Below are 26,112 nucleotides of genomic sequence, written 5' to 3' on the forward strand. Positions count from 1 at the left end.
CTGTAAACACCTTTTTTGAAGAAAATGTGATTTTTTATAAAAACGGCCAAATTCCGCCATTTTTCATCGCGCGTTATCCTGGATTTTGAGAACACCTCCCCCACACGCCGTATAAAAAAAGACCCCGGAAGAAACGGGCAGTAAGATGGAGGACGGACAGCCACAGACAGACACGTCAAAAGCGAAAAAGGCCCTGCCGCGCAGAACGGCAAGGACCTTTTGACATATATATGGCAAGGACCGGCAGATTAGAGGTAATCGGCCATCTCGGCATTATAATAAGTTTTGGTGCGCGGGCCGGTGATGATCGGGTCAATCCGGCGGACACATTCCTTGTAATGCGGGGTGTTGCGATGCACATCTAGGGCCGCATCATCGCGGAAGACTTCATAGATGGTGAATTTATGCGGATTTTCGGGATCGCGCAGAACATCAAAGCGCAGATTGCCCTCTTCCTTGCGCGAGCCTTCGTAATTGATCCGGAAGGCTTCGATGAATTCATCGACATGGCCTTCTTTAACATCAATATGAACCATTTGTACGAGCATAGTGTTTCCTGTGGTTATGAAGATTGATTTCAAGACAATAAGAAGAATGAGCGCTTAAAGCCCCGGCGCCTTCCACATTGAGGTGGTGACACCCTGATCAACAAGGGCCAGTTGCGCGGCATAGGCTGCGGCCCAGCGATCACCAAGGGCGTCGTATGAAGGCTTTAAGGCAAGATCGGGCTCAAAGGTACGGTCCCAGTTCACCCATTCACGACCAAGACCCGCAAGGTCCTTGTAAAACCCGGCCCCCACGGCAGCCGCACTGGCACACCCCAAGGCGGTTGCTTCCTTAACCTTCGGCGTTTTCACCACCAGCCCGGTCACATCGGCCAGCATTTGGGCCCAATGCGGACTTTTGGCCGCCCCGGCCGCAAAAACAATATGGTTGGGCACCGTCCCGGCAAGATCGAAGATCGATTTGAGATTGCGTGCCGCAACCACGCAGGCATTTTCCTGCAAGGCCCGAAACAAAACGGCCTTGCCGGATTTCTCGGGATCGAGGCTGAGATTAAGGAAAGACGGTGCCGCGTGATACCAGGCCCCATAGCGCATGACATCGGAAAAAATCGGGATCACACCATAAGAGCCCAGCGGCACATTGGCCGATTTCTGTTCGAGCAGGGTGTAAGCCTGACCGGGATCATCGACAGCGGCGAGTTCTTCCTGGCCGAACGTATCGCGGAACCAGCGCATAACCGCGCCGACAAAGAAACTGATCGCCTCAGCCTGGTTAAGCCCGGTGATAACATGCGGATTAATGCGCACATTCATTTCCGGGTCGATCAAACTGGACTCGACATTGACAATTTGCTGCCAGAAGGTGCCCCCCATAACGGCGCAATCGCCAATCGCAGTAACACCCAGCCCGACGGTGCCCATCTGGCAGTCCCCGCCGCCGACCACAACCGTTACATCGGTTGAAAGGCCGGTTTCGGCACTGGCCTTTGCCGTAACCGTGCCCACAGCCGTACCGGTTTCGCAGGCTGGCGGGAAAATATCGTCACGCAAGCCCAAACGAGACATGGCCGATGGCAGCCAGTCGCGTTCGCGCAAACCAAAAATGCCCGTGGTCCCCGCATTGGAGGGATCAGACGCAATCACCCCGGAAAGGCGGGCCACAACCCAGTCCGACAACATACAGATTTTGTCGATGCGGTCGTAAATATCGGGCATTTGCTGGCGCAGCCATAACAGGCGCGGCAAGGCCCCCAGGGCAAAGGTTTGACCGGTTTGGTTGTACAGATCCTGCTCGACGCCGGGGAAATCGGTTTTAAGCTGGCGCACCTGATCAACCGCACGGCCATCGACATTGGCGCAAGCCCAGATTTCGCGACCCTCGCGATCAAAGGCGACAAAGGCTTCGCGCATACTCGTCGCGCTGACGGCGGCAATATGTGAACCCGAAATACCGGCAGCTTCCAAGGCGCCCTGAATGCAGCTACATATAAGTGCCCAGTTGCCTTCAACATCAAAATCCATCGAACCGGGATAGCGCGGGTCGGTTTTATGCCACCATTCGCGCTGCATAGCGCCCAGCTGATTGCCATCGCGGTCAAACACCACCGCACGGCCACTGCCGGTTCCGGCATCAATTGCCAGAAGATAATCACCTTTTGTCATGTCAGTTTTCCTCCAGCAACTTTTCGGCGGTTTTTTCATCGGTAATCAGGATATCGACATATTTGCCCGTCAATGCGGACTGAATAGCCCGCACCTTGCTTAGCCCGCCGGCAGCCGCAATGACATTTTCAGAATTTGACAGGGCAGCAAGACGCGCGCCCACCACACGATGATGCAGCGGCAGATCAAGTGCCTGGCCGTTATCATCAAAAAACTGACAAAGGATATCACCAACCGCCCCTTTGCGGCGCAAGGGTTCGACCTCGACCGGGGTGATATAGCCACTGCGCACCACGGTGGAGTCGACATTCAGCTCGCCAATACCAACCAGCTGATAAGCCGCATTCAGCGCCATTTCCAGGACAGCCGAAATCGCGGGTTCCGCCATCAGAGCAGAGGCCACACTCTGATCAGAGACAAGCAGAGGCGCAGGCACAAGATGCACACTGCTGCCCCAGTTTGCTGTGCGCATGCCATCAACATAGGTGGCAACACCACCGGTTAAACTGACAAGCGAGACATTGCGTTCATTGGCCATGTGCCCGAGGCGCTGGATGGTGTGACTGACCGTTGCCCCCCAGCCCACTGCAAGCAAATCATCGGGACGCAACCGCTGCATGAGAAATTGTGCTGCCGCCTGACCGAGGCGTTCGCTAAGATCCCCGCCTTCCAGATGGGGAATAACGCGGACTTCACGCAGGCCCCAGTGATCCTGAAGACGCTGTTCATATTCAAGGCAACCCTGATGGCGGGAATTGATGCGCACCTGAATAATACCGGTTCGACGGCCACTTTCCAGCAGGCGCGAAACCTTGATCCGCGAAAGCCCCAGCTTGTCGCCGATTTCGCCCTGGGTCAAACCATCATTATAATAGTACCACGCAATACGGGTAAGCGTTTCCTCCTCCGCGTCCGCGTAGCTCCGGTCCGTATTATCTGACACCATGAACGCCATCCCAAATTCGTGTTATTTGTTCAGATGATTATCCAATAAACAAATGATCACGTCAACTGCCCCGAATTGCAAATTTCGCAAAAACTCGAAAATCTAATGAAACCCATACTAATCAGACAAAAATGACGCATTGCACAATAAAAATGGGCAATAATTCATATTGACGCCCCTGCCTTGTTGTGATCACATGTTTACCAGAAAAACAAATGAACAGGCTCCAGGGATGGAACGGAACAACCAAGACGTAGCAGCCGTTCGCGTAAACGACATATGGAAATCATATGGCGGAACGGCAGTTCTCAAAGGTGTGGACATCACCCTTCTGCCCGGTCAGGTCCATGCCCTGCTCGGTGGTAATGGCGCAGGCAAATCCACATTAATGAAATCCATCGCCGGGTTGGTGACCCCGGAATCGGGCAGTATCGAGATCAATGGTCAGGTGCTGAGTAATCCGTCTCCGGCAGCAGCCCAGGCATTGGGGCTTTATCTGGTGCCGCAGGAAGCACAAATCCTTCCCAACCAGTCGGTGCTGGAAAATATCTGCCTTGGCCTCCGATCATCGGCAAAAAACCTGCGCAGCGATATTGAAAAGCTGGTCGATGACCTTTCGGTCCGTCTGGACCTGGATGCCCAGGCAGCCACCCTTGAAATTGCGGACCGGCAGATTGTTGAAATTCTGCGCGGTCTTGTGCGCAAGGCACGGGTTCTGATTCTGGATGAGCCAACATCGGCCCTGACCCCGCATGAAGCCAATGCCCTGTTTGACCGCGTCCGCCAGCTTCAGGCGCAGGGGGTGGGAATTTTCTTTATTTCGCACAAATTACGCGAAATTCGCGAAATTTGTGACGTCATCAGCGTGTTGCGTGATGGCGCCATTGTTCTTTATGGCACGCTGGATGACTATGACGACCACCAGATCGTCGAAGCCATGACCAAATCAGGCGGCGGCGAAACCGCATCCGTCCACGACCCGATACGCCAGCGCAACACCGATTTCAACCTTGCCAGCAATGTGCTGGAAGTTGCGGGTTTCTGCGGCGAAGGTTTTCGCGATATTACGTTTGATGTTCGCGCAGGCGAGATTGTCGGCCTGGCGGGCGTTGTGGGTGCCGGGCGGTCCGAACTGGCCGAGACCCTGTTTGGCTTGCGTCCGTCGAGCAGTGGAACGGTAAAACTTCAGGGCCAAGACCTTGTTGATCGTTCGCCGCGCAAATGTGTGGATGCCGGGCTGGTGTACCTGCCCGAGGATCGCCAGCAAAACGGCCTGTTCCTTGAGGCATCACTGGCATGGAATATGTCGGGCTACACCATGCACCGCATGGGATTTTTCCCCAAAGGCAAACGCGAAACCGGTGAATTTTCCGAATTTCGCGATGCCCTTGGCATCAAATGCGAAGGGCCGGGGCAGGCTGCCGGGCGTCTTTCTGGTGGGAACCAGCAAAAGGTCCTGCTGGCCAAATGCCTTGCCGCCAACCCGCAGCTTTTGATTTTGGATGAGCCGACACGCGGCGTTGACGTGGCCGCCCGCAACGACATTTATCGCCTGATCCATCAATTGGCGGAAAAAGGCCTGGGCGTGGTGCTGATTTCGTCGGATTTCGATGAAATTGAACAACTGGCAGACCGCGTGATCGTGATGGCGCACGGCCATCAATGCGGTGAACTGGCAAGCCAGGCCATCAATGTTGATGCCATCGCCCATTTAGCCTTTGACTCCGGAGCGGCCAGCCATGCTTGATTTCTTTGCCCGCAACCGTGTTGCCACCCTGTTTGGCGTGACCGTTCTGGCCTTTGTCCTGATCGGGATGGCGGCCCCTGGCTATCTGTCGCTGTCCACGGCATCGGTCATTATGTCCAACAGCCTGGTGCTGATGACGGTCGCCCTGGGGACCATGCTGGTGATTTTGACCCGCAATATTGATGTATCGAGCGGGTCTGTCCTGGGTTTAAGTGCCGTTATTTTGGGCCTTTTGCTTAATGACGGTATGGGCCTCGCCCCCGCCATTATCATCTGCCTGTTGTGCGGGGCGCTGGCCGGCCTGTTTAACGGTATTCTTGTTACCTTGTTCAATGTGCCATCGATTATTGCAACCTTGGGCACGCTGGGCCTGTTTCGCGGCATCATGCTGATCCTGACGGGCGGCAAATGGATCGAGGAATTACCACAATCCCTTAAATTTCTGGCCGAAAATGGCAGCCTCGGCATTTCGGTTTTAACCGTAGCAGTGCTGCTGGCCCTAGCTGTGGTGTGGGTCATCACCCGCCATACGCGCTTTGGTCGCTATTTTTATGCTGTCGGGGACAACCGCCAGGCCGCCCGCCATCTTGGCATTCGCGTTCATCTGGTTCAAATCAGCGCCTTTGTTGCCGCTGGTACGCTCGCCGCGCTGGCCGGAATCATTTTTGCCGCCCAAATCGGGTTCATTCCCAATCAGGCTGGCAATGGCGTGGAGCTTAAGGCGATTGCGGCCAATGTTTTGGGCGGGGTCAGCCTTCTGGGTGGCAGCGGGACGGTACCTGGTGTGTTTGTTGGCGTGATTTTCATGACCTCAATCGACAGTGCCCTCGTCTTTTTAAAAATTCCAGCCTTCTGGAACGACTTTATCGCAGGTGCGGTTCTGTTGCTGGTGTTGTTGCTTGATGGCCGGGTCCGCATTGCGGTTGAAAAAGCCATTCGCGCCAAACGTTATGCCGTGCACGCCCCCAATACCGCGCAAGGCGCAACCAACACTGCCAATACTGCCAAAACACCCTCGCCCACCCCATCGACACCCGGCCCGCAGGAGCACGCACAATGAAACGTTTCTTTCTGCGCTGGGAAATGGCGCTGTTTGGGATGCTGGTTGCCGAATTTGCCATTTTCGGCGCCCTCAATCCGAATTTTTTAAACCTGTCCAACCTGCTTTACAGCACCAGTGACTTTGCCCAGATCGGCATTATCGCCCTGCCGCTGACGATTGTGATTATTGCAGGCGGGATTGACGTCTCCTTTGCCTCCACCATTGGTTTATGCGCCATCATTTTCGGCATCGCCAATTTCTTTGGCCTGCCGCTAGCGTTGTGTATCGCTGCCGCCCTTGGGGCAGGTGCGCTGGCCGGGCTGTTCAATGCCGGGATCATTCATCTGTCGCGCATCCAGCCACTGGTGGTGACACTGGGCAGCCTTTATCTGTTTAGCGGGGCGGCAACCGTGCTTTCGGGTGTTGTTGGTGCGGGGGGTTATGAAGGTATTGGCAATTTCCCCGACAGCTTTACCGGCTTTGCCTATATCGATGTTACAGGATTACCCGCACCGTTCCTGGTTTTGCTGGCCGAGGCGATTATTCTGTTTGTCATTTTACATTTCTCGCGCTTTGGCCGGTCGGTTTTCCTGTGCGGTCTAAGCGAACATGCCGCCCGTTACAGCGGGCTACCCATTCGCACCATTCAAACCATCACCTATATGATGACCGGCATTTTTGCCGGCGTCGCCGGGCTGGTTTTATCGGCCTATTTCGGATCAGCCCGTGTCGACCTTGGTACCGCAACCCTGTTACCTGCCATTACGGCAGCAGTTTTGGGTGGGGCCTCCATTTATGGCGGGCAAGGGTCTATCATCGGCACATTTCTGGCAACGCTTGTTATTGGTTACCTGCAACAGGGCCTGCAAATGAGCGGTGTCCCCAGTCAGATTTCCAGCGCGCTCTCTGGTGCGTTGCTGGTGGTTGCGGTCGCATTGCGCCACGGAAGCGCCTTGCTGACCAGCTTTGTCGCTGCGCGAATAATGGCGACGAACCGGAAACGCGCAGCATCATGAGGAGGAACGACATGTTTGGACGTCACTTTAAATGGACTATCGCTGCTGCGGTTACAGGGTCCTTGCTTGCTGCCGCATCGCCTGCCCTGGCCGAAAGCCAGATTGCCTTTATTCCGAAACTTGTTGGCGTGGGCTTTTTCACCAGCGGCGGCAATGGTGCGCTGGCAGCCGGTAAGGAACTGAACGACAAGGTCACCTATGACGGCCCGACGGAACCGAGTGTTTCCGGTCAGGTGCAGTTTGTGAACAACTTTGTCAATCAGGGCTATAATGCCATCATCCTGTCGTCGGTTTCGCCCGATGGTTTGTGCCCGGCGCTAAAACGCGCCATGCAGCGCGATGTGCTGGTCATGACCTGGGACAGCGACGTGAAGCCGGAATGCCGCAGCTATTATGTTAACCAGGGGACCCCGGAACAGTTGGGCGGCCTGCTGGTCGATATGGCAAATGACGGCATCAAAAAAGAAAAGGCCAAGGTCGCCTTTTTCTATTCCAGCCCGACCGTGACCGACCAGAACGCCTGGGCGAATGCTGCCAAGGCCAAAATTGCCAAGGAACATCCGGGCTGGGAAATTGTCACCACCCAGTATGGCTATAACGATGCGCAGAAATCCCTGCAAACCGCCGAAAGCATTCTGAAAGCCTATCCGGACCTGGATGCCATTATTGCCCCGGATGCAAATGCCCTGCCCGCATCGGCACAGGCCGCCGAAAACCTGGACCGCGCAGGCAAAGTCACCATCGTTGGCTTTAGCACCCCCAATGTCATGCGCCCCTATGTCAAACGCGGCACGGTGGAACGGTTTGGCCTGTGGGATGTAACCGAGCAAGGCAAAATCTCGGTTTACGTTGCCGATCATGTCCTGAAAAACGGCCCGATGAATGTTGGCGACAAACTTGACATTCCCGGTGTTGGCACGGTTGAGGTTTCGCCCAACAGTGTTCAGGGCTATGACTATGAGGCCAAAGGCAACGGCATTATCCTTCTGCCCAAACGGACCGTGTTTACCAAAGACAATATCGACGATTTCGACTTCTGATTTCGGCAATACGGCACGGCACCGCTCTCCCTCGGTGTCGTGCCTTTTATTTGTTATTGAATTTCATCTTTCAAATTTCAGCCTAACGGATATGCCCGATGCAAAATTTATGGAACGATCAGGACGCCCAAAGCTATATTGACCAGGCCATTGCCAACGGCCAGCCTGCCGATTTGGGGTTGCGGGTTTATACATCGCGCATTATCGGCCAGGTGCCCGATCTTGTTTTGCATGGCGGGGGAAATACGTCGGTCAAAATCACCCAGGATGACGGTACCCGTATCATCCATGTCAAAGGTAGCGGCTGGGACCTTGAAACCATCGAGGCACCGGGGCTTCCGGCGGTATATCTTCAGCCGCTACACGATGCCCGTCATCAGGGCCGCCTGAGCGACCCGGAAATGGTCGCGCTTTTGCGCAAAAACCTGCTGGAGGCCGATGCCCCGAACCCGTCGGTTGAGGCGCTGTTGCATGCTTACCTGCCCGACACATTTGTCGATCATACCCATTCAACGGCCGTTCTGGTACTGGCAGACCAGGATAATTCCGAAGAGATCATGCGCGAAATTTACGGCGACCGCCTGGCATTCCTGCCCTATGTGATGCCGGGTTACGACCTGTCGATCGCCGGGGCGGATCTGTTTGACCAGTTCCCGGATTGCCAGGGGCTTTGGCTGAAAAATCATGGTCTTTTCACCTTTGGCGCAACGGCCAAAGAATCTTATGACCGCATGATCGGTTTTGTCACTGAGGCCGAAAATTACATTGAAGCCAAAGGCATTAGCCTGCCCGGGCCGGAAAAATCGGACGGCAGCCTGAACGAAACCCTGCGTGACAAGCTGCAATCCGCCCTGCAAAAAGGCGAATCACCATTTGCCAATGCTATTGCGATGGATTTCCGCACCACACCGTCTATTCGCACCTATCTGACCAATCCGGCACTGGAAGACATTGCCATGCGCGGGACGGCGACACCAGACCATGTTATCCGGATCAAACCGTTTCCGATGATCATTGATGAAAATGCGAATGAAAGCACCATTTCTGCCGCAATTGAAGATTATCAGCGAAAATACAGTGCCTATTTCAATCGCAATGCGCCCAATGCCAGCGAACCAAAAGTGCAACTGGACCCGTGGCCCCGCATTGTTCTGATCCGAAATGTGGGTCTTGTCGGCCTGGGCAAGGATGCGAAAGCGGCAGCCATTGCCGGTGATTTGGGCGAACAAACCGCCCGGATCATTAATGCGGCCGAAAAAATTGGCCGTTTCCAGCCGATCAACGAGGCGGATCTGTTTGATATGGAATATTGGTCACTTGAACAGGCCAAGCTGCAAAAGAAATAACCTTACAGATGCAGTCATGCTCTGTGCGCCACCCGGCATAAACCGCCAGCCGGGTGGCATTTTTTTATGACAATCCCACACCACCCTAAAAAGAAAATGCCACGGAAATCATCCGTGGCACATTGAACTATTGCGGCGTGATTTCAGGCCTTTATGCTGGCATACGGCTGCGCGGGGCCCAATTGTCGGGCAGTTCGCCTTTGATGATCAGGCTTAGAATATCGTCCTTATTGACATCTTCAACCTGATGTTCGCCAACCTTGCGCCCGTTTTTCATCACCACAATGCGGTCGCACAATTCACAAACATCATCCATGTCATGGCTGATCAGGAAAATGCCGATGCCTTTTTCGCGCAATTTTTCAATCAGCTCTGCCACCATCGCCGTTTCCGACGGGCCAAGGGCGGCGGTCGGTTCATCCATAATGACAATGCGGGCATTGAAATAAATCGCCCGGGCAATCGCAATCACCTGGCGCTGACCGCCAGACATATTCATCACCGCCTCGGTAATATTGCGGAAATTGGGGTTAAGGCTGCGTAAAGCCTTGCGGGTTTCTTCTTCCATTCTGCGGTCATCAAGCATCCCGAACCGGGTTTTAAGCTCCCGCCCCAAAAACAGATTAGCCGGCGCATTCAAATGATCGGCCAAGGCCAATGTCTGGTAAATGGTTTCAATCCCGCAATGGCGGGCATCAATCGGGCTGGACATTTCAACCGCACTGCCCTGAATTTTGATTTCCCCGGAATCATAGGCCATTGCACCGGATAAAATCTTCATCAGGCAGGATTTACCGGCACCATTATGCCCCAAAACCCCGACGACTTCGCCCGGATACAGGTTTAGCGACACATCCTCAACCGCGTGGATACCGCCAAACCGCTTGACGATGTTGTTCATTTCAACAACGGGGGAAAGGGCATTCATCCGAATTTCTCCTGGATATTTCAAGCGCGGCGATGTTGCACCAGCCCGGCACAACATCGCCTGATAGCTTAATTAGTACAGAACGTTCTGAGCTTCGGGGGTGTCGAGATTGTCCTTGGTGACAAGAACAACACCAGTATTGATGAAGTTGTCGACTTTTTCGCCCTTCAGCAGCTTGGCAATGGTTTCAATGCCTTTTTCACCCATCTGGTAGGAACCCTGAACGGCAATGGCATCCAGCGTGCCATCACGCACAAAGCCCTGCAGGTCTTCGTTGCCGTCAAAACCAATGGCGACAAGCTGGCCCTTTTTGCCAGCCTGAACGATGGCGCGACCCATGCCAATGGCGGTCGGTTCATTGGCCCCAAAAATGCCCTTAAGGTCCGGGTTGGCAGCCAATACGTCGGTCGTCTGGTTCAGGGCCTTGGCCATTTGCGATTCCGAATAGAACGGGCCAACAATTTCAAGTTTGGAATTGGCTTTGATATAGTCGGTAAAGCCGCCCACACGGCCAATTTCCGACCCAACACCGGCCACATAGGACATGATGGCAATTTTGCCGGTTGTCCCGACTTTATCGATCATCTGCTTGGCACACAGCTCGCCTGCCTTGCGATTATCGGTAGAGAGGAAAGCCTGATAATATTCCTTGCCCGCATCAGACAGGGCTGAATCAACGATGACAACCGGAATACCGTTTTCATATGCCTTTTTTACTGACGGCACCAACGCGTCCGGGTCGGACGGGGCCAGCACGATACCGGCAACTTTGCGGTTAATCGCGTTCTGCACCATGTTGACTTCATCGGCGACAGCCGATTCCGTTGCCGGGCCCTGGAACGACATTTTATAGCCGTCCAGTTTATCAATCGCACTTTGTGCGCCTTTATGAACGTTCTGCCAGTAATTGGAACTTGTGGTTTTCACAATGACGGCAATTTCATTGCTTTGGGCGGCGGCAATGCTGGTCATTCCCACCAGGGCAAAGGCAGCCCCCAATAGTAACTTTTTCATCTTTTTCCTCCACTGAACTGATTATTATTAGGCTTGGATAAAATCACCGGCGATTGCGCAGATGATCGACATAAACGGTCCCGATGATCACGCAACCGATGATGATTTGCTGGATGAATGACGAAACACCATTCATGTTCAGGCCATTGCGCAAGATGCCAATCACGAATGCGCCAATCATGGTGCCCGAAATCGTGCCCACACCGCCCATCAGCGACGTGCCGCCAATCACCGCAGCAGCAATGGCATCGAGTTCATACATGACACCTTCATTCGGCTGGGCCGTAACCAGACGGGACATCAGGATGATCCCGGTAATACCGGCGAGAAAACCCGATGTGGCATAGGCAAACATTTTGGTGCCATTGACATTGACACCAGCAAGGCGCGAGGCTTCCTCGTTCGACCCAACGGCATAAACATGACGCCCGATTGACAGGCGGCGCAAAATAAACGCCACCACAATCGCCATCAGGACCATCAACACCACCGGGTAAGGAATGCCGGGGAAAATCATATGCGGCAGGCCATTGGCCCCTTTTTCCAGCATACGGAAAAACGACCCGTTACCAAGTTCGCCAAAGGCCTCGCCCAACTGCGAAACCGGCGCGGCCCCGGTAAGCTGCAGGGCAACACCACGGGCGATCATCATCATGCCCAGGGTGGCGATAAAGGGGGCCAGTTTCAGCCGCGTCACCACCAACCCGTTGATGATACCGCACAATGTGCCAACCAGCACACCAACGCCCATCCCGGCATAAACAGGCCATCCGGCCTTGACCAGCAAGCCTGCCACCGTCCCGGAAAGCGCCAGCACCGAGCCAACACTCAAATCAATCCCGCCGGTCAGAATAACAACTGTCACCCCGATCCCGAGAAACGCAATCGATGTTGTCTGCAACGACACCGTCATGGCGTTACCCAGCGAGAAAAACGCATCGCTGGTCAGGGAAAATGCAACAATCAGAACCACCAGGCTGAACAGGGCGGCAAATTTCTGGATCAGATCTTTGCGCTCGTCTCCCGACATGTTCATCCAGAAGAAGAATGATGACGGGTTTCTCGGAGGCGGCGTTTGCTCCGTGGTTCGTTCTGGCGTCACGACGTATGTCTCCCGGTTGTAAATATCGATCATGCGGCCCGCCTGCGCGCTTAACGCATTCGCAAAAGCAGAGCCTGTAATGCACCAATCAAAACGGAAAGACGCGGCAGATTTGCATTCTGGCAATGACCGAGAAACAGCCCGCCAACAGTACCTTAATCTGGCCGATAACGAGGACGCCTACCCTATTCTGATTGTTTTTTATCGTTAAAATACATTTTTAGCGCAGGCCTAACGCTTGTCAAATGTTTTGCATGGATTAAAAACATTTTTCTGTACAAAAGGCCAAAGTGGGCATCCCGGTGCGCATAGCGCCACCGTCAGAAGGCCTGATTAATCCCAGGAAACAGACGCCAGCAATGTCCGCCGGGCAGTTTGCAAATGTTCACGAAAACGAATGCGCCCAACGTCAAAGTCCCCGGAAATCAGGGCATCAATCACGCGCAGATGCTCCTCAACCGCATCAGCATTGCGGCCTTTTTCGCCGGTTTTGTTCCAGCGGTAATGATAATGAAAAATCAGCGCCACCAGATCGTAAAAGTCATCGGCAAAACGATTGTGGAAGGCGGAAATGATCAGCCGATGGAATCGGTCATCAAGACGGGGGAACTGCATGTAGCGCCCGTCCATATCTTCCTGCAAATAACGATGTTCATTACCAAGAGCTGTCAGTTTTTGCCAGTTGGCATGATCTGCGGGAAGCTGGACAAAGGTGTCAAAGGCACGCAGCTCGAACATTTCGCGCACATCAAACAGTTCCATCGCAAAATCACGGGTGAAACCGTTCAACACCCAGTAACGATTGGGCTTTTTCTCGATCAGGCCAAAGCGGGAAAACCGGATCAGATATTCCCGCACCGATGACGCGCTGACGCCAAAATTTTTGGCAAGCTCGCTTTCGCGCAAAACCGTTCCCGGTGCCAGATCGCCGCCAACAATATATTGCATAAAGGCCGGTTCGATCAGATCGGCGGTCGGTCGCGTCTCGCTGGCCTGAAAATAATCCGCCTTGACCGGCAGCCGCAAAACCGTTTTATCCCGGCCTTTCCAGTGAATGATTTTTTCTTCGGAAAGATGGTCCAGAACAGCGCGTACCGTGCTGCGGCTGATCGACCATTTTCCCGCCATTTCCTTTTCCGGCGGCAGGCACGCCCCTTCACCAAGCGCGACAATATAATCCAGGCAGGCGTTATAGGTTTCCTTGTATGTCCGATTGGTTTTCGCCACGTTCTTTCCCGTCTCCCCGCACGTTCACCTGAAAATGCCCACTGTTGCCACGAAACGCAATTGCTTTGTCATCGAAGAAACCGTAGGCATTGGTATTTTATTCATAAAAAACGATTGACGGCAAATCGAACTTGTTTTTTATGTATAAAATACAATTTGGTCCATCCAGAGCCAGAACACAGATAACAGAGAAGCAGCCATGACCCTGATGAAAACCATCCTATGCGAGAAACCGGGCACGCTAAGCAACGGGTCTGCCCCGTTTCCAACGAAAAAGGCGGGGCATATCCGTGTTGCGATTCGCGCGATTGGCATTTGCGGCACGGATTATCACATTATGGAAGGCCTTCATCCATTTTTGCAATATCCCCGGGTCATGGGGCACGAATTATCGGGCATAGCACTTGATCCCTCGTCAAACGGCGAAATTGCCGAAGGCGACCTTGTGGTCGTCAACCCCTATGTGACCTGTGGCACCTGCCATGCCTGCCGTATTGGCAAACCCAATTGCTGCATGTCGATTTCGGTGCTGGGCGTGCATGGTGATGGCGGCATGTGCGATCAAATCAGCGTACCCGAAGGCAACCTTTACCCAGCAACGGGCCTTTCCGCCCGCGATGCGGCCATGGTGGAATTTCTCGCTATTGGTGCCCATGCGGTCAGCCGGTCGCACATCCAGCCCGGCACCAAGGCGTTAATTGTTGGCGCTGGCCCCATTGGCATTGGCACGGCCCTGTTTGCCAGCCTTACCGGGGCCGAAATCACCCTGCGTGATACCAGCCAGCAGCGCCTTGACCGTGCCTGCGCCATCGTCACAGGCTCCAAGGGGGTTTTGGTCAATGATGCCAATGCCGACCTGCCCGAAGATGGCTTTGAAACCGTGTTTGATGCCACCGGCAACATCAATGCCATGAATGTCGCGATTAATGACCTGGCACATGGCGGCACGCTGGTCTTTGTCGGCGTGGTCAAAGGCGAATTGCGCATTGATGACCCGGAATTCCACAAACGTGAAACCACCCTGATGGGCAGTCGCAACGCCCTTCGCGCCGATTTTGACAAGGTCATGAGCCATATGCGCGCCGGTGACGTGCCGGTTGATCTGCTAAACACTCACGAAGGATCGTTCGATAACGGTGTGGAACAGCTGACAAGCTGGCTGCATGACCGCGAAGAAATCGTGAAGGCGGTTCTTCATGTCCGCTAAAAGCCCCACCCCGATTTTGCAGTTTGGCACCAGCCGGTTTCTTCAGGCCCATTTTGACCTGTTCGTGGACGAGGCATTGACCAACGGCAAGGCCATCGGCCCAATCACGGTTGTACAATCCAGCGGGGCCAGCACCCGCAGTGGCCGCCTGGCAGCCCTGGCGGCAGAGGATGGCTATCGGGTTAAAATACGGGGCCTGGATGCTGGCGCAACTATAGACCGTGAACAACGGGTATGTTCGATCACGCGCACCCTCTCAACCGCAACAGACTGGCCCAAAATCGTTTCGATTTTTGTCAATGAAGTCGAATATCTGGTATCAAACACCGCCGATGCCGGCTACGCCCCGCAAGCGGTCGATAAACAAAACAACTTTGACCAGCGCATGTCCTTCCCGGCAAAATTACGCCTGTTGTTAAAAGAACGGTTCCTGGCGCATGGTCGCCCGTTAACGATCATGCCAATGGAGCTGATCCCCGACAATGGTGCGGTCCTGCGGGCCTGCGTGTTGGCACTGGCCGAAAAGGATGACAGCGACTTTCAGGACTGGTTGCAAAACCGCATCCTCTGGGTAAACTCGCTGGTGGACCGGATTGTTTCCGAACCAATCGACCCCGCCGGGGCAATTTGTGAGCCCTATGCCCTGTGGGCGGTTGAAAATCAGCCCGGGCTTGTTCTGCCATGCGAACATTCTGCCATCGAACTGGTCGATAGCCTTGGCGAGATCGAAGCCCTGAAACTGTTTATTCTTAATCTCGGGCATACATGGCTTGCCGAACGCTGGCAGCAACAGGACAGCAATCCGACAGTATCGGTCAAGGCGTTTCTGGAAGATGACGAAACCCTTAGCGCCCTGCAAAACATGTATGAAACCGAGGTGATGCCCGGTTTTGCCGCTGCAGGCATGGAAGAACGTGCACAGGCCTATCTTGCAACAACGCTGGATCGTTTCCGCAATCCGTTTCTGGATCATAAACTGGCAGACATTGCCCAAAATCATCGTCAAAAAATAGAGCGCCGTATCCGTGGTTTTGTCGATTGGGCCCAAAGCCACGGCGATACCACACAAAAACCCGCGCTTACCGCCATGATCAACAAGGTTCCCGCACCATGAAGATTAACGCCCTTCGCCTCAATGACACCGACAACGTGCTTATTGCACTTATGCCTTTAAAAACCGGGGATCAGTCGTCGCCCGGAATTGATGTTGCCGAGGATATTGGCGCTGGCCACAAATTTGCCGCGCGCGACATCACCAAAGGCGAACAGATTGTGAAATACGGACAGGTGATCGGCGTCGCCACCGCCGACATTGCCATTGGCACACTGGTGCACAGCCACAACCTGGCAATGGGCGAAGCCCGCCTGGGTGCAAACAAGGCCGAAGCCCCTGTCCTGCCGCGCCCGGAACGCGATACCTTTATGGGCTATCGTCGTAAAAATGGCCGGGTTGGCACACGAAACTATATCGGCATTATCTCCACCGTGAATTGTTCGGCCACGGTATGCCGCGCCATTGCCGATGCGGCCACCCGCACCTTGTTACACAAATATCCCGGCATTGATGGCTTTGCCCCGATTGTGCATGACCAGGGCTGTGGCATGGTCAATCGCGGTGAAGGCTATGACATTCTGGTGCGCACCCTTGCGGGCTACCGTGATCATCCCAATTTCGGCGGTGTGTTGCTGGTCGGGCTGGGATGCGAGGTCAACCAGCTTAGTGCTTATGGTGAAAAGGAAGACCCCGACACCGCCGCGCGCTATGCCAGCTTTAATATCCAGTCTGCTGCCGGGTCGGCATCGGCCGTGCGCAAGGCGGTCGAGATGCTGGATGGTATTGCCGCTGTTGTCTCCAAAGACCAGCGCGAAACCTGCCCGGCCTCCGAACTGGTTTTAGGGATGCAATGTGGCGGATCGGACGGTTTTTCGGGGCTGTCGGCCAATCCGGCGCTGGGCGTTGCCAGCGACCTTCTGGTGGCGGCAGGTGGCACCAGCCTGCTTTCCGAAACACCGGAAATTTTTGGCGCCGAACATTTGCTGATCGCCCGGTCGGATGCCGAAACCGGGGCCCGTATTGCCGGGATGATCGACTGGTGGAAAGATTACGCCGAAAAGAACGATGCCGAACTAGATAACAATCCCTCTCCGGGCAACAAGCGCGGCGGGCTGACCACCATTCTGGAAAAATCGCTGGGTGCTGTTGCCAAATCGGGCCGTGCGCCGGTGGCCGATGCCATTGGTTATGCTTACCCGGTGCGTAAAAACGGCCTGGTTTATATGGACAGCCCCGGTTATGACCCGGTTTCCGCCACCGGTCAGGTCGCCAGTGGTGCCAATATCATTGCCTTTACCACCGGTCGCGGCTCGTGCTTTGGGGCAAAACCGGCACCGTCGCTCAAGCTGGCCTCCAGCAGCACCCTTTTTGCCCGGATGCCCGAAGACATGGATATTGATTGCGGCACCGTGATTACCGGCGAACAAACCCACGAAGAACTGGGTTTGCAAATTTACAACACCCTTCTTGATACAGCTTCGGGCGCCAAAACCAAAAGCGAAGATTTTGGCTATGGCGACAACGAATTCGTGCCCTGGAAGATCGGCGCGGTTCTTTAACGGTTTATCTTATAAACAGATGAACCAAACGCCTTGCGAAAACCGGGAAGCAATAAAGGCTGTTTCCCGGTTTTGCCTTGTCCGGCCTTCAGGCCTTCATCATTGCTGATTTAAACCAGCCCAAAACGCCGGGCGCGGGCCAACAGCCTTTCGGCGCGTTTGCGCATGGGGGCATCAATCATGCGGCCTTTCAAAACCGCCGCCCCCTTACCTTGTGCCGCTGCGGCCTCAAGGGTTACCATCACCTCGCGGGCATGGGCAATTTGCTCAACGCTGGGGGAAAACGCCTGGTTCAAAACCGGCACCAGTGCCGGATGCACACAGGTGGACCCTTCAAAGCCAAACCGGGCCGCGCGACGGGCAATTTCCAGGGTTTTTTCAACGTTGGAATAATCTGCCGCACTGTCGAGCAAACCGTAAGGCACAAGCCCGGCCTTTCGGGCGGCAAATACCAATTGCTGGCGCGGCAATAACAGGGTTTCAGGGTCTGGTTCCATCCCGGCTTCTGTTGCAAAATCTTCGCTGCCCAGCAACAAACCAACAGCCCGCGACGACGCCGTGGCAATATCACTGGCGGCAAAAAAACCCGCAGGGGCCTCGATCATCGGAATGAACTTGATGCTTCCTGGCGCAATGCCGCGCTCGACTTCCAGTTCATCAAGGGTTTCGGCGAGCAAAGCCACTTTGTCAGGCCTGTCGGCCTTGGGCAGCAAAATGGCCTTTAAACCCGGCTGAACGATTTTTTCCAGATCGGGAATGGCCTGTCGCAGGCTGGCATTAATCCGCACCAACACATCACTTGCACCATCAACCATATTGGCAATGGCCTCTGCACAAAGGTTACGTGCATTTTCCTTATCAGCGTCCGGAACGCTGTCTTCAAGATCCAGGACAACGCCATCGGCGCCGCGCTGCTGGGCCTTGCCAACAAATCGCGGATTATTGGCGGGTACATACAGCAATGATCGCCACGAACAAGGGGATTGATCCTGCAAAACCGTCATTTATCCTTACTCCGACTAACCAGACCACTGTCAAAGGCGGCTTTGACCCGGTCATCATCATATCCAATATCGCGCAGGATCTGTTCACTATGTTCGCCCAGCCGGGGGGCCGCAAAACGGATGGTCCCCGGGGTATCAGACAGGCGCGGCACCGGGCTGTGCATGGCGATTTCACCAAGGTCATCGTCAGGCACATCAACATAAACACCACGTTCTATGAAATGGCGATCCTGATGAATATCAACGATATTATAAAGCGGAGATGCCGTGATTTCGGCGGCCTCAAATATTTCCATCACTTCATCGCGGGTATATTGGCCAATCCAGTCACCAACAATTTTATCAACCTCTGGCCGATGGGCAACACGCGCCGCATTGGTGGCGTAGCGCGGATCGCTGTTCATGTCGTCCCGGCCCATAAGACGAAACAGGCGTTCCGCCATCCGCTGCATCGACCCTGAAAGGGCAACATATAACCCGTCTGCCGTTTGATAAACATTGCGCGGGCTTGATGTATTTGACCCATTGCCAACCCGTGGCTTGGCCTTGCCCGTCAGGGCAAAGTCCAGGGCTTCGGGGCCAAGGGTAGAAATGATCGGCTCCAGCAGCGACAGATCAATCACCTGCCCCTGCCCGGTATCATCGCGCACCCGTAACGCCGTCATCACCGAAAACGCGCCATATAAACCGGCGATCATGTCGGCCAGGGCCAGGGGGGGCAATAACGGGCCGCCATCGGCCTCGCCATTACGGTGCGCAAAGCCCGACATGCCTTCGACAATAGTGCCAAAACCCGGGCGCGGGCTGTAAGGTCCGGTCTGGCCAAAGCCGGATACCCGCAAAATTACCAGACCGGGATGATCCTTGCGCAATTGATCGGGGGCCAGGCCCATTTTTTCCATCGTGCCGGGGCGAAAATTTTCAATCAGCACATCGGCATGGGCGATCAGGCCGCGCAAAATGTCAATCGCGCCGTCCTTTCGAAAATCCAGGGCGATGCTGCGTTTATTCCGCCCGTAAACCTTCCAGAACGACGACACACCTTCACTTTGCCAGGCGCGTAACGGATCACCCGATGAAACCGGTTCAACCTTGATAACATCGGCACCAAAATCAGCCAGTTGCAGCGATGTCATATTGCCCGCAACAAGGCGCGAAAGATCAACAACCACAAGCCCTTTCAAAGCACCGCTTTGTTCAGGCGTGAAGGCTGCTTTACGCCAATGTGATGTTGGTGCGTCCATGCCAATTCAGTCCTTTAATTCTAAAATATATTCTTAAAACTCGATCAGGTCAGATCAGGCCGCGACCAGACAAAATGCTGGTCGCGGATCTTTATTGTTTGGTCCGGGCTAGTCAGTCCCGACCTCGCGGCGACGCAAAAACTGCTTGCTGATGATGCTGGCGCAAACCACCAGAACCATGAACACAACCAGCGCCAACGAAACCGGACGGTCGATAAAGATGCTCCACGACCCCTGGGCGATCATGATTGACTGGCGGAAATAGTTCTCTGCCAGCGGGGCCAGCACCACCGCAAGAATGAACGGGCCGGTCGGATAGTCGTTTTTACGCATCAAATAACCGACGACACCGAAAATCAGCGCGATCCAGATATTGAACGTGCCGTAATTCAACGAAAACGCCCCGACAATGCACAAGCCGACCACAATGCTCGGCAGATGTTTTTGCACCAGACGCAACAGGTTCACAAATAACGGGATCAACAACACATTTGATGCCAGCAAAAAGAAATTTGCCAAAATCAGACCGGCAATCATCGCCCAAACGACATCGCCCGACTGAATCATCAAAAGCGGACCAGGCTGCAAACCAAACATGATCAACGCGCCAAGCATAATCGCCGTTCCGCCTGACCCGGGAATACCCAGCGTAATAAGCGGAATAAGCGAGCCCGGAACGGCGGCATTGTTCGATGCCTCGGGGCTGGCAAGGCCCGCAATGGCCCCCTTGCCAAAATTTTCGGGGGTTTTCGACAATTTACGTTCCAGCGCATAGGCCAGAAAGGTTGCAATTGTCGCACCGGCACCCGGCAGGATGCCAATGAAAGTCCCCAAAATCGACCCGCGAAGAGAGGGTGCCGAGGCTTCTTTCATCTCTTTCCGGCCGGGAATGTAGTCGGAAAAACGGAAGTTCGGCTTACCCAGATTAAGGACGATTTTACGCTCAAGGTTATAAAAAACCTCGCCCAGGCCATAAAGGCCAATGATGATGGCAACAAAATCAATGCCTTCGATCAGCTCGGGCACAAACGCAAACCGGATATGGCCGGAAATGTAATCACTGCCAAAAGTACTGACCAGAAACCCGAAACAGGTGACGATCAAGGCCTTGAAAACATCCGCACCGGCGAGCAGCACAATCGTACTCAGACCCACCAGCATCAGCATAAAATATTCCGGCGGACCAAGAAAAATCGCATATTCGGCAACAACCGGCGCAAAGAAAACCAGAACGGCCAAACCAAAGAAGCCCCCGACAAACGAACTAATTGCCGAAATACCAAGGGCAAGTCCGCCCTTACCCTGGCGCATCATCGGATAGCCTTCAAGGGCCGTAATAATCGCAGGGGCATCGCCGGGCGTATTGATCAGGATCGATGTAATACGCCCGCCATACATGGTGCCCATATAAACACCGGTCAAAAGACACAGACCCGAGGCATGGGGCATTCCAAAAGTCAAAGGCAGCATCAGCGCGATACCGGCGGATGGCCCCAGTCCTGGCAATGCCCCGATAACGGTTCCGATAATCCCGGCAAGGAAAATCAGAGCAATATTGTGAAAGGTCAGCACGGTTTCAAAGCCGCCGCTGAGACTGGCGAGAGTATCAAGCATGACTGTTTCCAGAACAGAAGTTCAAGGGACGGGCGATCAATGAAGCGGGATGCGAAGCCAGATCGAGAAGATCAGATAAATTACCGCCAGCACAATCAGGCTGACCGCAACCGATTTAAGCAACCCGTGACCGGAAAACCGCCACGACAAAATCACAAGCAAAACACCAAGCGGGATCAGAATGCCAACGAACGACATGGCATAAATGCACAGCGCAATCGCAACAATCGCCCCCACAAGCATGAACGCACTTAACGTTTCAACACCGCCATTTCCCTCGCCATGCGCGCCATGACCACCTGTGGCTTCCGATGTTACAAAACCGCGTTTTGAACGCACCACCGTGCGAATGACAAGTCCTGCAATCAAAACCAGCAAGGCAATGGAAATATTAAGAGGAATAAAACCAGGACCAAATGTGGTGCCGGTTGAATAGGGCATGTCAAAACTGCCCCAAAGGAGGCTGCCGGAAGATACCGACAGCCCGCCCAGAAGAATGATCTCCGAGATTTTCATGGAGAACTCCGTTTTTTCGGAAATTTCTTACTTGATGATCCCGAGTTTCGTCAGAGACGTTCTGTATACTTCGTTCATACCTGCGAGATATTTTGCAAATTCATCCGGGCCCAGAAAATCAGGCACAATCGAATTTGGCACGATATAGTTGGTCTGCCATTCTTCGGTTTCGCTCATCGCCTTGACCATCTTCAGAAGATAGGCTTTTTCTTCTTCACCAATGTCGCCTGCTGCTACTACACCGCGAAACAGGCTCAGGTTAATGTCATAACCCTGTTCAAGAAATGTCGGCACATCCGGAAAAAGACTGACACGTTTTTCAGTGCTAATCGCCAAAGCATGAAAACGACCGGTTTTGATAAAATCCCCAACCGGACCAGTATTGGTAATGGCAAAATCAATCTGATTGCTCAGCAATGCTGCCGTAACTTCCCCATCACCCTGAAAAGGAATATAATTCAGTTTCTTGCCAAGCGCTTCTTCAAGCTTGATAACGACGATATTTTCAATCGACCCCGTGCCACTGCCACCTACATTCAAAACCTTGTCGGCTTTTGCAATATCTTCCAGGGTTTTGTAGGCACCTTTATCATTTACGACCAGCAATTCCGGGTCTATGCCCAAACGCGCAATCGGCGTGAAATTGGTATAATCAAGATTAATATTCGATGTCAGTGGCGTCGTCAGAAATGACGACGTGGCAGACATCAGAAAATGACCATCCCCTTTGTGCGAATTCAAATACCCAAGAGCCACAGCGGAACTGCCACCAGGTTTGTTAACAACGTTGATCGGAACTTCCGACAAATCATTGTCCTGAATAACCTTCGCCATAGCGCGCAGCATGGTGTCATGCCCGCCCCCCGGGCCATAACCCGCGACAAATTCGATCCCGCGCGACGGAAAATCTGCGGCCTGAACAGATGAAGCAAATGACAGGGCAACAACCCCGGCCACAGCACCTTTCAGTAATTTTGCTAGAAACATTTTTCTTTCCTCCCATATTTTTAATAAGCAATTTCGTCCCTGTTTTCTTTCAAGGATAAAATTGCGTCGACTTCTCGCCACAAAACCCGCCTTAACGGCTTTCGCGACGTATTTCTGACACTGCAGCCGAAGCCTGTTGTGCTGCCTTGATAACGACCGAAAGGATTTCGTCCTGTCGTGCCGCAATTCTTTCGCGTGGACCTGCAATGTTCAGGGCGGCTACCATTTGGCCATTGCGATCAAAAATGGGAGCTGCAATACCCGCCGCCCCCTCGATCCGTCCTTGTAAATTCAGAGAATAACCGTTGATCCGCACTGCGTTGATCTGCGCCATCAGAACATCGGCATCAACATCATCATGAGTTGAGGCAAGCCTGACGCAATAGGCCTTCAGATCAGCATCCGACAGCCCCGCCAACAACACCTGACCGGTTGCAACATGAGCAGCAATACGCGCGACAGAGATATCACGGTCATAGCGTATTTCGCGCGCTGGCAGCATCTTGTTAAGATATCGCACCTGCTGCGCATCATTGAACACGCCAATGAAACCGGTTTCATCCGTCATACGAACCGCTTCGCGCAAACTGCTCTCGACAAGACGCAAAACCGTTCCCCATGCACGCCTATCGTCACTGACTTCACCAGGCAAACGGCGAATGTGATACAGGCCGGCATCATCGCGCATCACATAGCCGTGCCGCACCAATGTGCGCAAAAGCATGAGCGCACTGCTTTTTGGCAAATCCAGATCAGAGACAAGATCGGTCAATGTGCGACCGGCAGATTGGCAAGCCAACCATTCGATCACTTCAAGGATACGTTCCGCCCCACGACCGGTCATTGTTTCCTCCGTATTTTCATAGTTCAGTATTTTGAACTTGTTCATTATTATGAATAACGCTAGGATCCAACCATGTAAGCTGTCAAGAAAAACCTGTTTGCCAAGCAATACATGTTGCAGCACACAACAGACAGTCGATTAAAATCTATTTTTTTCAGTTACTTACATTCTCCGCTGACAAATTTATTCGCATTTGCGGTAATTTTCGCCTGCGCCTGCCCCAATTTCTTCTCGACTCTTTAAAAAGACTCGACTAGCGTTTGGTTAATCGATTAATCATCGTTTTTGCAAACGTTACATTCGAGCATAAAATGGCTGGCAAGCGGACAGGCCCAAATCTGACCAAAATAGGCGAGGCCCTTGGGGTTTCTTCGGCCACCGTTTCCAATGCCCTCTCGGGCAAGGGGCGGGTGTCGGCCGATCTGGTTAAGAAAATCCGCAAAAAAGCCAGCGAAATGGGCTATGTCCCCAGCCGCGCTGGGCGGGCCTTGCGCACAGGACGATCCGGAGTCTTGGGGCTGGTTCTGCCCGATATTGGCAATCCGCTTTTCCCGCAAATTGCCCAGGCGATGGAACGTGCGGCGGCGGCCAATGATTATGGCGTGCTGATTGCCGATTCCCGCGACGACGTCACCACCCAGACCGATGCCATCGGCCGGCTGATCGAACGCGGAGTAGACGGACTTATTGTTATTCCCCGCCGTGGCACACGCATTGGCACGGTGGGCTGTCCTGTCGCAATGATCGATACGCCCTCCACCCCTGGCAACACCGTATCGGCCGATCATTGGAATGCTGGCGAACAAATTGCCCGCCATCTGATGGATCTGGGCCATAAAAACATGCTGCTTTTGGGCAATGACCCGGCATCGAATGTGCAAAATGACCGCATTGGCGGCATGAAGGCCGCCTTTAAGCGCGATATTGCGTGCCAAACCGTCTGGCTGCAGCCGCTTTTACGCAAGGATGGCGCAACAGCATCCCTGCACCTGGCCGAACGGATCGCCGAAGGTGTGAGTGCGATCGCAACAGTATCCGACCTGTTGGCCTTACGGGTTCTGACCGAACTTCAAACAGCAGGCTTTCAGGTTCCCACCCAGGTGAGCGTGACCGGCTTTGATGACCTGATTTTTTCGCCGGTTATCAGCCCCGCACTAACCACATTGCGAATGAATATGGTACAAATTGCCAATATTGCAGTTGCCGCCCTGATAGATGAAATCAATGGCAACCGTGATCCCAAGTCCAAAACACCCTCGCAAAAAAAACGAACGGTCCCCGATACCGTCATGGCTGATACGTCCAGGGTTCCGATGGAACTGATCATTCGGTCCTCCACCGGCCCCGCCCCTCTTGACCAAACACCCGATTCCAATGGAGAGACGTTGTGAAAAAACTGCTGCTGGCTTCCTGTGCACTGATGCTGTCGCTTAACGCGGCGCACGCCGACGAAAACAAACTGACAATTTCGGTTTACGGCTTTGCCCAGGATGCGTTTAAGGAAATCCTCTATAAACCGTTCGAGGAAAAATGCGGTTGTGAACTGGTTGTTGAAACCGGCAACTCGGTCGAGCGCCTTGCCAAAATGGAAGCCAACAAGGATAACCCGGTTGTCGATCTGGCTGTTATGACATCCCAGGATGCGCTTGCGGCAAACCGCAAAGACCTGACCGACACAATCGACACTTCCAAGCTGGAAAACTTTGACAAACTTTATGACATCGCCAAAGACCCGAACGGGGATGGTCACAGCGTTGGTTACACCTTTTACAGCACCTCGATTGCCTATCGGTCCGACAAGGTTGACATTACATCCTGGAAAGACCTGCTTTCAGACAAACTGGCGGGCCATGTCGCCCTGCCCAACATCACCACCAGCCAGGGGCCGCTTGTGCTTTATATGCTGGGCAAGGCCATGGGGGATGACGATGCCAGCCTGAAGGCGCCGATCGAGGAAGTCGGCAAGCACAAGGATGACATTGTTACATTCTACGTGCGTTCTTCCCAGCTTGTGCAATTGATGCAGCAGGAAGAAATCTGGGCGGCCCCCATTGGCCGTTTCGCCTGGAAGGGCTTTTCCAAAATGGACCTGCCGATCAAATGGGCAACCCCGAAAGAAGGCCAGTCAGGCGGCATGAATGTGATGGTTCTGACCAAAGGCAGCAAGCATCGTGACCTTGCCCTGCAATTCATGGATTTCTGGCTGTCAACCGACATTCAGACCAAACTTGCCGAAGGCCTGGTCGATAGCCCGGCCAACAAGGATGTCAAGGTTTCCGAAGAAATTGCCGATAACCTGACCTATGGTGCCGATACGGTGGCCAACCTGCATTTGATCCCGTCCGACGTCATGATTGATCATCGTGATGCCTGGCTGGAACAGTGGAACGAAAAAGTCGGCCAGTAAAACAAGGGCGGCAGGGTACCATCGGGTACCCTGCCATCTTGCGACAACGTCCGCGAAGTGCCGAATAAAAACAAGCCCCCGTCGTGCCATCAGGCAAGGC

The 26,112-nt window shown here is 53.8% G+C and carries 23 protein-coding genes; 10 read left to right on the top strand and 13 right to left on the bottom strand.

From position 1 onward, the window contains the following. Positions 1 to 248: 248 nt before the first annotated feature. Genes LF95_RS20875 through LF95_RS20885 form a run of 3 tightly spaced genes read right to left on the bottom strand, consistent with a single transcriptional unit; the run spans position 249 to position 3,114 of the window. On the bottom strand, positions 249 to 548 hold the full coding sequence (locus tag LF95_RS20875; RefSeq protein ID WP_073957147.1) for an antibiotic biosynthesis monooxygenase: 300 nt from the start codon (positions 546 to 548) through the stop codon (positions 249 to 251). 54 nt (positions 549 to 602) lie between these two features. Next, positions 603 to 2,168, bottom strand: coding sequence for an autoinducer-2 kinase (gene lsrK / locus LF95_RS20880; RefSeq protein WP_073957148.1), 1,566 nt, complete (start codon positions 2,166 to 2,168; stop codon positions 603 to 605). A gap of 1 nt (position 2,169) precedes the next feature. Further along, positions 2,170 to 3,114 carry a sugar-binding transcriptional regulator gene (locus LF95_RS20885; protein WP_073957257.1) on the bottom strand — a complete coding sequence of 315 codons (945 nt, stop codon included), beginning with the start codon at positions 3,112 to 3,114 and terminating at the stop codon, positions 2,170 to 2,172. A 232-nt stretch (positions 3,115 to 3,346) separates the two neighbouring features. Between LF95_RS20885 and lsrA the strand changes: the two genes are divergently transcribed. From lsrA to LF95_RS20910, 5 genes are all read left to right on the top strand, one after another. After that, positions 3,347 to 4,861 carry an autoinducer 2 ABC transporter ATP-binding protein LsrA gene (gene lsrA, locus LF95_RS20890; RefSeq protein WP_073957149.1) on the top strand — a complete coding sequence of 505 codons (1,515 nt, stop codon included), beginning with the start codon at positions 3,347 to 3,349 and terminating at the stop codon, positions 4,859 to 4,861. Next, positions 4,854 to 5,921: an autoinducer 2 ABC transporter permease LsrC gene (lsrC, locus tag LF95_RS20895; RefSeq protein ID WP_073957150.1), complete on the top strand. Its 1,068-nt coding sequence runs from the start codon at positions 4,854 to 4,856 to the stop codon at positions 5,919 to 5,921. The genes lsrA and lsrC overlap by 8 nt, the downstream gene beginning before the upstream one ends. Then, on the top strand, positions 5,918 to 6,919 hold the full coding sequence (locus tag LF95_RS20900) for an ABC transporter permease subunit (protein ID WP_073957151.1): 1,002 nt from the start codon (positions 5,918 to 5,920) through the stop codon (positions 6,917 to 6,919). Before lsrC ends, LF95_RS20900 begins: the two co-directional genes overlap by 4 nt. Before the next feature lie 11 nt (positions 6,920 to 6,930). Then, complete coding sequence (gene lsrB, locus LF95_RS20905) at positions 6,931 to 7,959, top strand: autoinducer 2 ABC transporter substrate-binding protein LsrB (protein WP_143182133.1); 1,029 nt, start codon at positions 6,931 to 6,933, stop codon at positions 7,957 to 7,959. 98 nt (positions 7,960 to 8,057) lie between these two features. After that, entirely contained in the window at positions 8,058 to 9,305 is a 1,248-nt protein-coding gene (locus LF95_RS20910) for a class II aldolase (protein WP_073957153.1), read from the top strand. A 151-nt stretch (positions 9,306 to 9,456) separates the two neighbouring features. Here LF95_RS20910 and LF95_RS20915 read toward each other — a convergent pair whose 3' ends face one another. From LF95_RS20915 to LF95_RS20930, 4 genes are all read right to left on the bottom strand, one after another. After that, complete coding sequence (locus LF95_RS20915) at positions 9,457 to 10,233, bottom strand: ATP-binding cassette domain-containing protein (protein WP_073957154.1); 777 nt, start codon at positions 10,231 to 10,233, stop codon at positions 9,457 to 9,459. Positions 10,234 to 10,305: 72 nt separating this feature from the next. Next, on the bottom strand, positions 10,306 to 11,247 hold the full coding sequence (locus tag LF95_RS20920; RefSeq protein ID WP_073957155.1) for an ABC transporter substrate-binding protein: 942 nt from the start codon (positions 11,245 to 11,247) through the stop codon (positions 10,306 to 10,308). A gap of 43 nt (positions 11,248 to 11,290) precedes the next feature. Further along, the gene (locus LF95_RS20925; protein ID WP_252509852.1) at positions 11,291 to 12,277 is read right to left on the bottom strand and encodes an ABC transporter permease; all 987 of its coding nucleotides are present in this window, start codon (positions 12,275 to 12,277) and stop codon (positions 11,291 to 11,293) included. A 405-nt stretch (positions 12,278 to 12,682) separates the two neighbouring features. Further along, entirely contained in the window at positions 12,683 to 13,576 is an 894-nt protein-coding gene (locus LF95_RS20930) for a GntR family transcriptional regulator (RefSeq protein ID WP_073957157.1), read from the bottom strand. 199 nt (positions 13,577 to 13,775) lie between these two features. On the opposite strand from LF95_RS20930, the gene LF95_RS20935 reads away from it, so the two are divergent. The 3 genes from LF95_RS20935 to LF95_RS20945 are packed head-to-tail and all read left to right on the top strand — an operon-like array spanning position 13,776 to position 17,396. After that, positions 13,776 to 14,783 carry a zinc-binding alcohol dehydrogenase family protein gene (locus tag LF95_RS20935; RefSeq protein ID WP_073957158.1) on the top strand — a complete coding sequence of 336 codons (1,008 nt, stop codon included), beginning with the start codon at positions 13,776 to 13,778 and terminating at the stop codon, positions 14,781 to 14,783. Continuing rightward, the gene (locus LF95_RS20940; protein WP_073957159.1) at positions 14,773 to 15,897 is read left to right on the top strand and encodes a mannitol dehydrogenase family protein; all 1,125 of its coding nucleotides are present in this window, start codon (positions 14,773 to 14,775) and stop codon (positions 15,895 to 15,897) included. The genes LF95_RS20935 and LF95_RS20940 overlap by 11 nt, the downstream gene beginning before the upstream one ends. Then, positions 15,894 to 17,396 carry a UxaA family hydrolase gene (locus tag LF95_RS20945; protein ID WP_073957160.1) on the top strand — a complete coding sequence of 501 codons (1,503 nt, stop codon included), beginning with the start codon at positions 15,894 to 15,896 and terminating at the stop codon, positions 17,394 to 17,396. The genes LF95_RS20940 and LF95_RS20945 overlap by 4 nt, the downstream gene beginning before the upstream one ends. 110 nt (positions 17,397 to 17,506) lie before the next feature. Here LF95_RS20945 and LF95_RS20950 read toward each other — a convergent pair whose 3' ends face one another. The 6 genes from LF95_RS20950 to LF95_RS20975 form a co-directional block, all read right to left on the bottom strand. After that, positions 17,507 to 18,400, bottom strand: a complete 894-nt coding sequence (locus tag LF95_RS20950) for an HpcH/HpaI aldolase/citrate lyase family protein (protein ID WP_073957161.1) — start codon at positions 18,398 to 18,400, stop codon at positions 17,507 to 17,509. After that, positions 18,397 to 19,644 carry a CaiB/BaiF CoA transferase family protein gene (locus tag LF95_RS20955; protein WP_073957162.1) on the bottom strand — a complete coding sequence of 416 codons (1,248 nt, stop codon included), beginning with the start codon at positions 19,642 to 19,644 and terminating at the stop codon, positions 18,397 to 18,399. The genes LF95_RS20950 and LF95_RS20955 overlap by 4 nt, the downstream gene beginning before the upstream one ends. Positions 19,645 to 19,752: 108 nt before the next feature. Next, complete coding sequence (locus tag LF95_RS20960) at positions 19,753 to 21,258, bottom strand: tripartite tricarboxylate transporter permease (protein WP_073957163.1); 1,506 nt, start codon at positions 21,256 to 21,258, stop codon at positions 19,753 to 19,755. A 36-nt stretch (positions 21,259 to 21,294) separates the two neighbouring features. Next, positions 21,295 to 21,774, bottom strand: a complete 480-nt coding sequence (locus tag LF95_RS20965; RefSeq protein WP_073957164.1) for a tripartite tricarboxylate transporter TctB family protein — start codon at positions 21,772 to 21,774, stop codon at positions 21,295 to 21,297. A 27-nt stretch (positions 21,775 to 21,801) separates the two neighbouring features. Next, entirely contained in the window at positions 21,802 to 22,761 is a 960-nt protein-coding gene (locus LF95_RS20970; RefSeq protein ID WP_073957165.1) for a Bug family tripartite tricarboxylate transporter substrate binding protein, read from the bottom strand. A 91-nt stretch (positions 22,762 to 22,852) separates the two neighbouring features. Continuing rightward, positions 22,853 to 23,605 carry an IclR family transcriptional regulator gene (locus LF95_RS20975; RefSeq protein WP_073957166.1) on the bottom strand — a complete coding sequence of 251 codons (753 nt, stop codon included), beginning with the start codon at positions 23,603 to 23,605 and terminating at the stop codon, positions 22,853 to 22,855. Between the two features lie 311 nt (positions 23,606 to 23,916). On the opposite strand from LF95_RS20975, the gene LF95_RS20980 reads away from it, so the two are divergent. Together LF95_RS20980 and LF95_RS20985 are read left to right on the top strand one after the other, a co-directional pair. Then, the gene (locus LF95_RS20980) at positions 23,917 to 24,996 is read left to right on the top strand and encodes a LacI family DNA-binding transcriptional regulator (protein WP_073957258.1); all 1,080 of its coding nucleotides are present in this window, start codon (positions 23,917 to 23,919) and stop codon (positions 24,994 to 24,996) included. Continuing rightward, positions 24,993 to 26,012: an ABC transporter substrate-binding protein gene (locus LF95_RS20985; protein ID WP_073957167.1), complete on the top strand. Its 1,020-nt coding sequence runs from the start codon at positions 24,993 to 24,995 to the stop codon at positions 26,010 to 26,012. The genes LF95_RS20980 and LF95_RS20985 overlap by 4 nt, the downstream gene beginning before the upstream one ends. The last annotated feature ends 100 nt before the right edge of the window (positions 26,013 to 26,112 follow it).

This window comes from Thalassospira sp. TSL5-1 (genome assembly GCF_001907695.1).
GTDB lineage: Bacteria > Pseudomonadota > Alphaproteobacteria > Rhodospirillales > Thalassospiraceae > Thalassospira.

Coding starts and splice junctions, on each gene's coding strand:
- LF95_RS20950 (WP_073957161.1), bottom strand. CDS start 18,400: ATGACGGTTTTGCAGGATCAATCCCCTTGTTCGTGGCGATCATTGCTG.
- LF95_RS20925 (WP_252509852.1), bottom strand. CDS start 12,277: ATGTCGGGAGACGAGCGCAAAGATCTGATCCAGAAATTTGCCGCCCTG.
- LF95_RS20885 (WP_073957257.1), bottom strand. CDS start 3,114: ATGGTGTCAGATAATACGGACCGGAGCTACGCGGACGCGGAGGAGGAA.
- LF95_RS20940 (WP_073957159.1), top strand. CDS start 14,773: ATGTCCGCTAAAAGCCCCACCCCGATTTTGCAGTTTGGCACCAGCCGG.
- LF95_RS20975 (WP_073957166.1), bottom strand. CDS start 23,605: ATGACCGGTCGTGGGGCGGAACGTATCCTTGAAGTGATCGAATGGTTG.
- LF95_RS20960 (WP_073957163.1), bottom strand. CDS start 21,258: ATGCTTGATACTCTCGCCAGTCTCAGCGGCGGCTTTGAAACCGTGCTG.
- LF95_RS20965 (WP_073957164.1), bottom strand. CDS start 21,774: ATGAAAATCTCGGAGATCATTCTTCTGGGCGGGCTGTCGGTATCTTCC.
- lsrC (WP_073957150.1), top strand. CDS start 4,854: ATGCTTGATTTCTTTGCCCGCAACCGTGTTGCCACCCTGTTTGGCGTG.
- lsrB (WP_143182133.1), top strand. CDS start 6,931: ATGTTTGGACGTCACTTTAAATGGACTATCGCTGCTGCGGTTACAGGG.
- LF95_RS20910 (WP_073957153.1), top strand. CDS start 8,058: ATGCAAAATTTATGGAACGATCAGGACGCCCAAAGCTATATTGACCAG.
- lsrA (WP_073957149.1), top strand. CDS start 3,347: ATGGAACGGAACAACCAAGACGTAGCAGCCGTTCGCGTAAACGACATA.
- lsrK (WP_073957148.1), bottom strand. CDS start 2,168: ATGACAAAAGGTGATTATCTTCTGGCAATTGATGCCGGAACCGGCAGT.
- LF95_RS20980 (WP_073957258.1), top strand. CDS start 23,917: ATGGCTGGCAAGCGGACAGGCCCAAATCTGACCAAAATAGGCGAGGCC.
- LF95_RS20920 (WP_073957155.1), bottom strand. CDS start 11,247: ATGAAAAAGTTACTATTGGGGGCTGCCTTTGCCCTGGTGGGAATGACC.
- LF95_RS20955 (WP_073957162.1), bottom strand. CDS start 19,644: ATGGACGCACCAACATCACATTGGCGTAAAGCAGCCTTCACGCCTGAA.
- LF95_RS20970 (WP_073957165.1), bottom strand. CDS start 22,761: ATGTTTCTAGCAAAATTACTGAAAGGTGCTGTGGCCGGGGTTGTTGCC.
- LF95_RS20875 (WP_073957147.1), bottom strand. CDS start 548: ATGCTCGTACAAATGGTTCATATTGATGTTAAAGAAGGCCATGTCGAT.
- LF95_RS20935 (WP_073957158.1), top strand. CDS start 13,776: ATGACCCTGATGAAAACCATCCTATGCGAGAAACCGGGCACGCTAAGC.
- LF95_RS20945 (WP_073957160.1), top strand. CDS start 15,894: ATGAAGATTAACGCCCTTCGCCTCAATGACACCGACAACGTGCTTATT.
- LF95_RS20915 (WP_073957154.1), bottom strand. CDS start 10,233: ATGAATGCCCTTTCCCCCGTTGTTGAAATGAACAACATCGTCAAGCGG.
- LF95_RS20900 (WP_073957151.1), top strand. CDS start 5,918: ATGAAACGTTTCTTTCTGCGCTGGGAAATGGCGCTGTTTGGGATGCTG.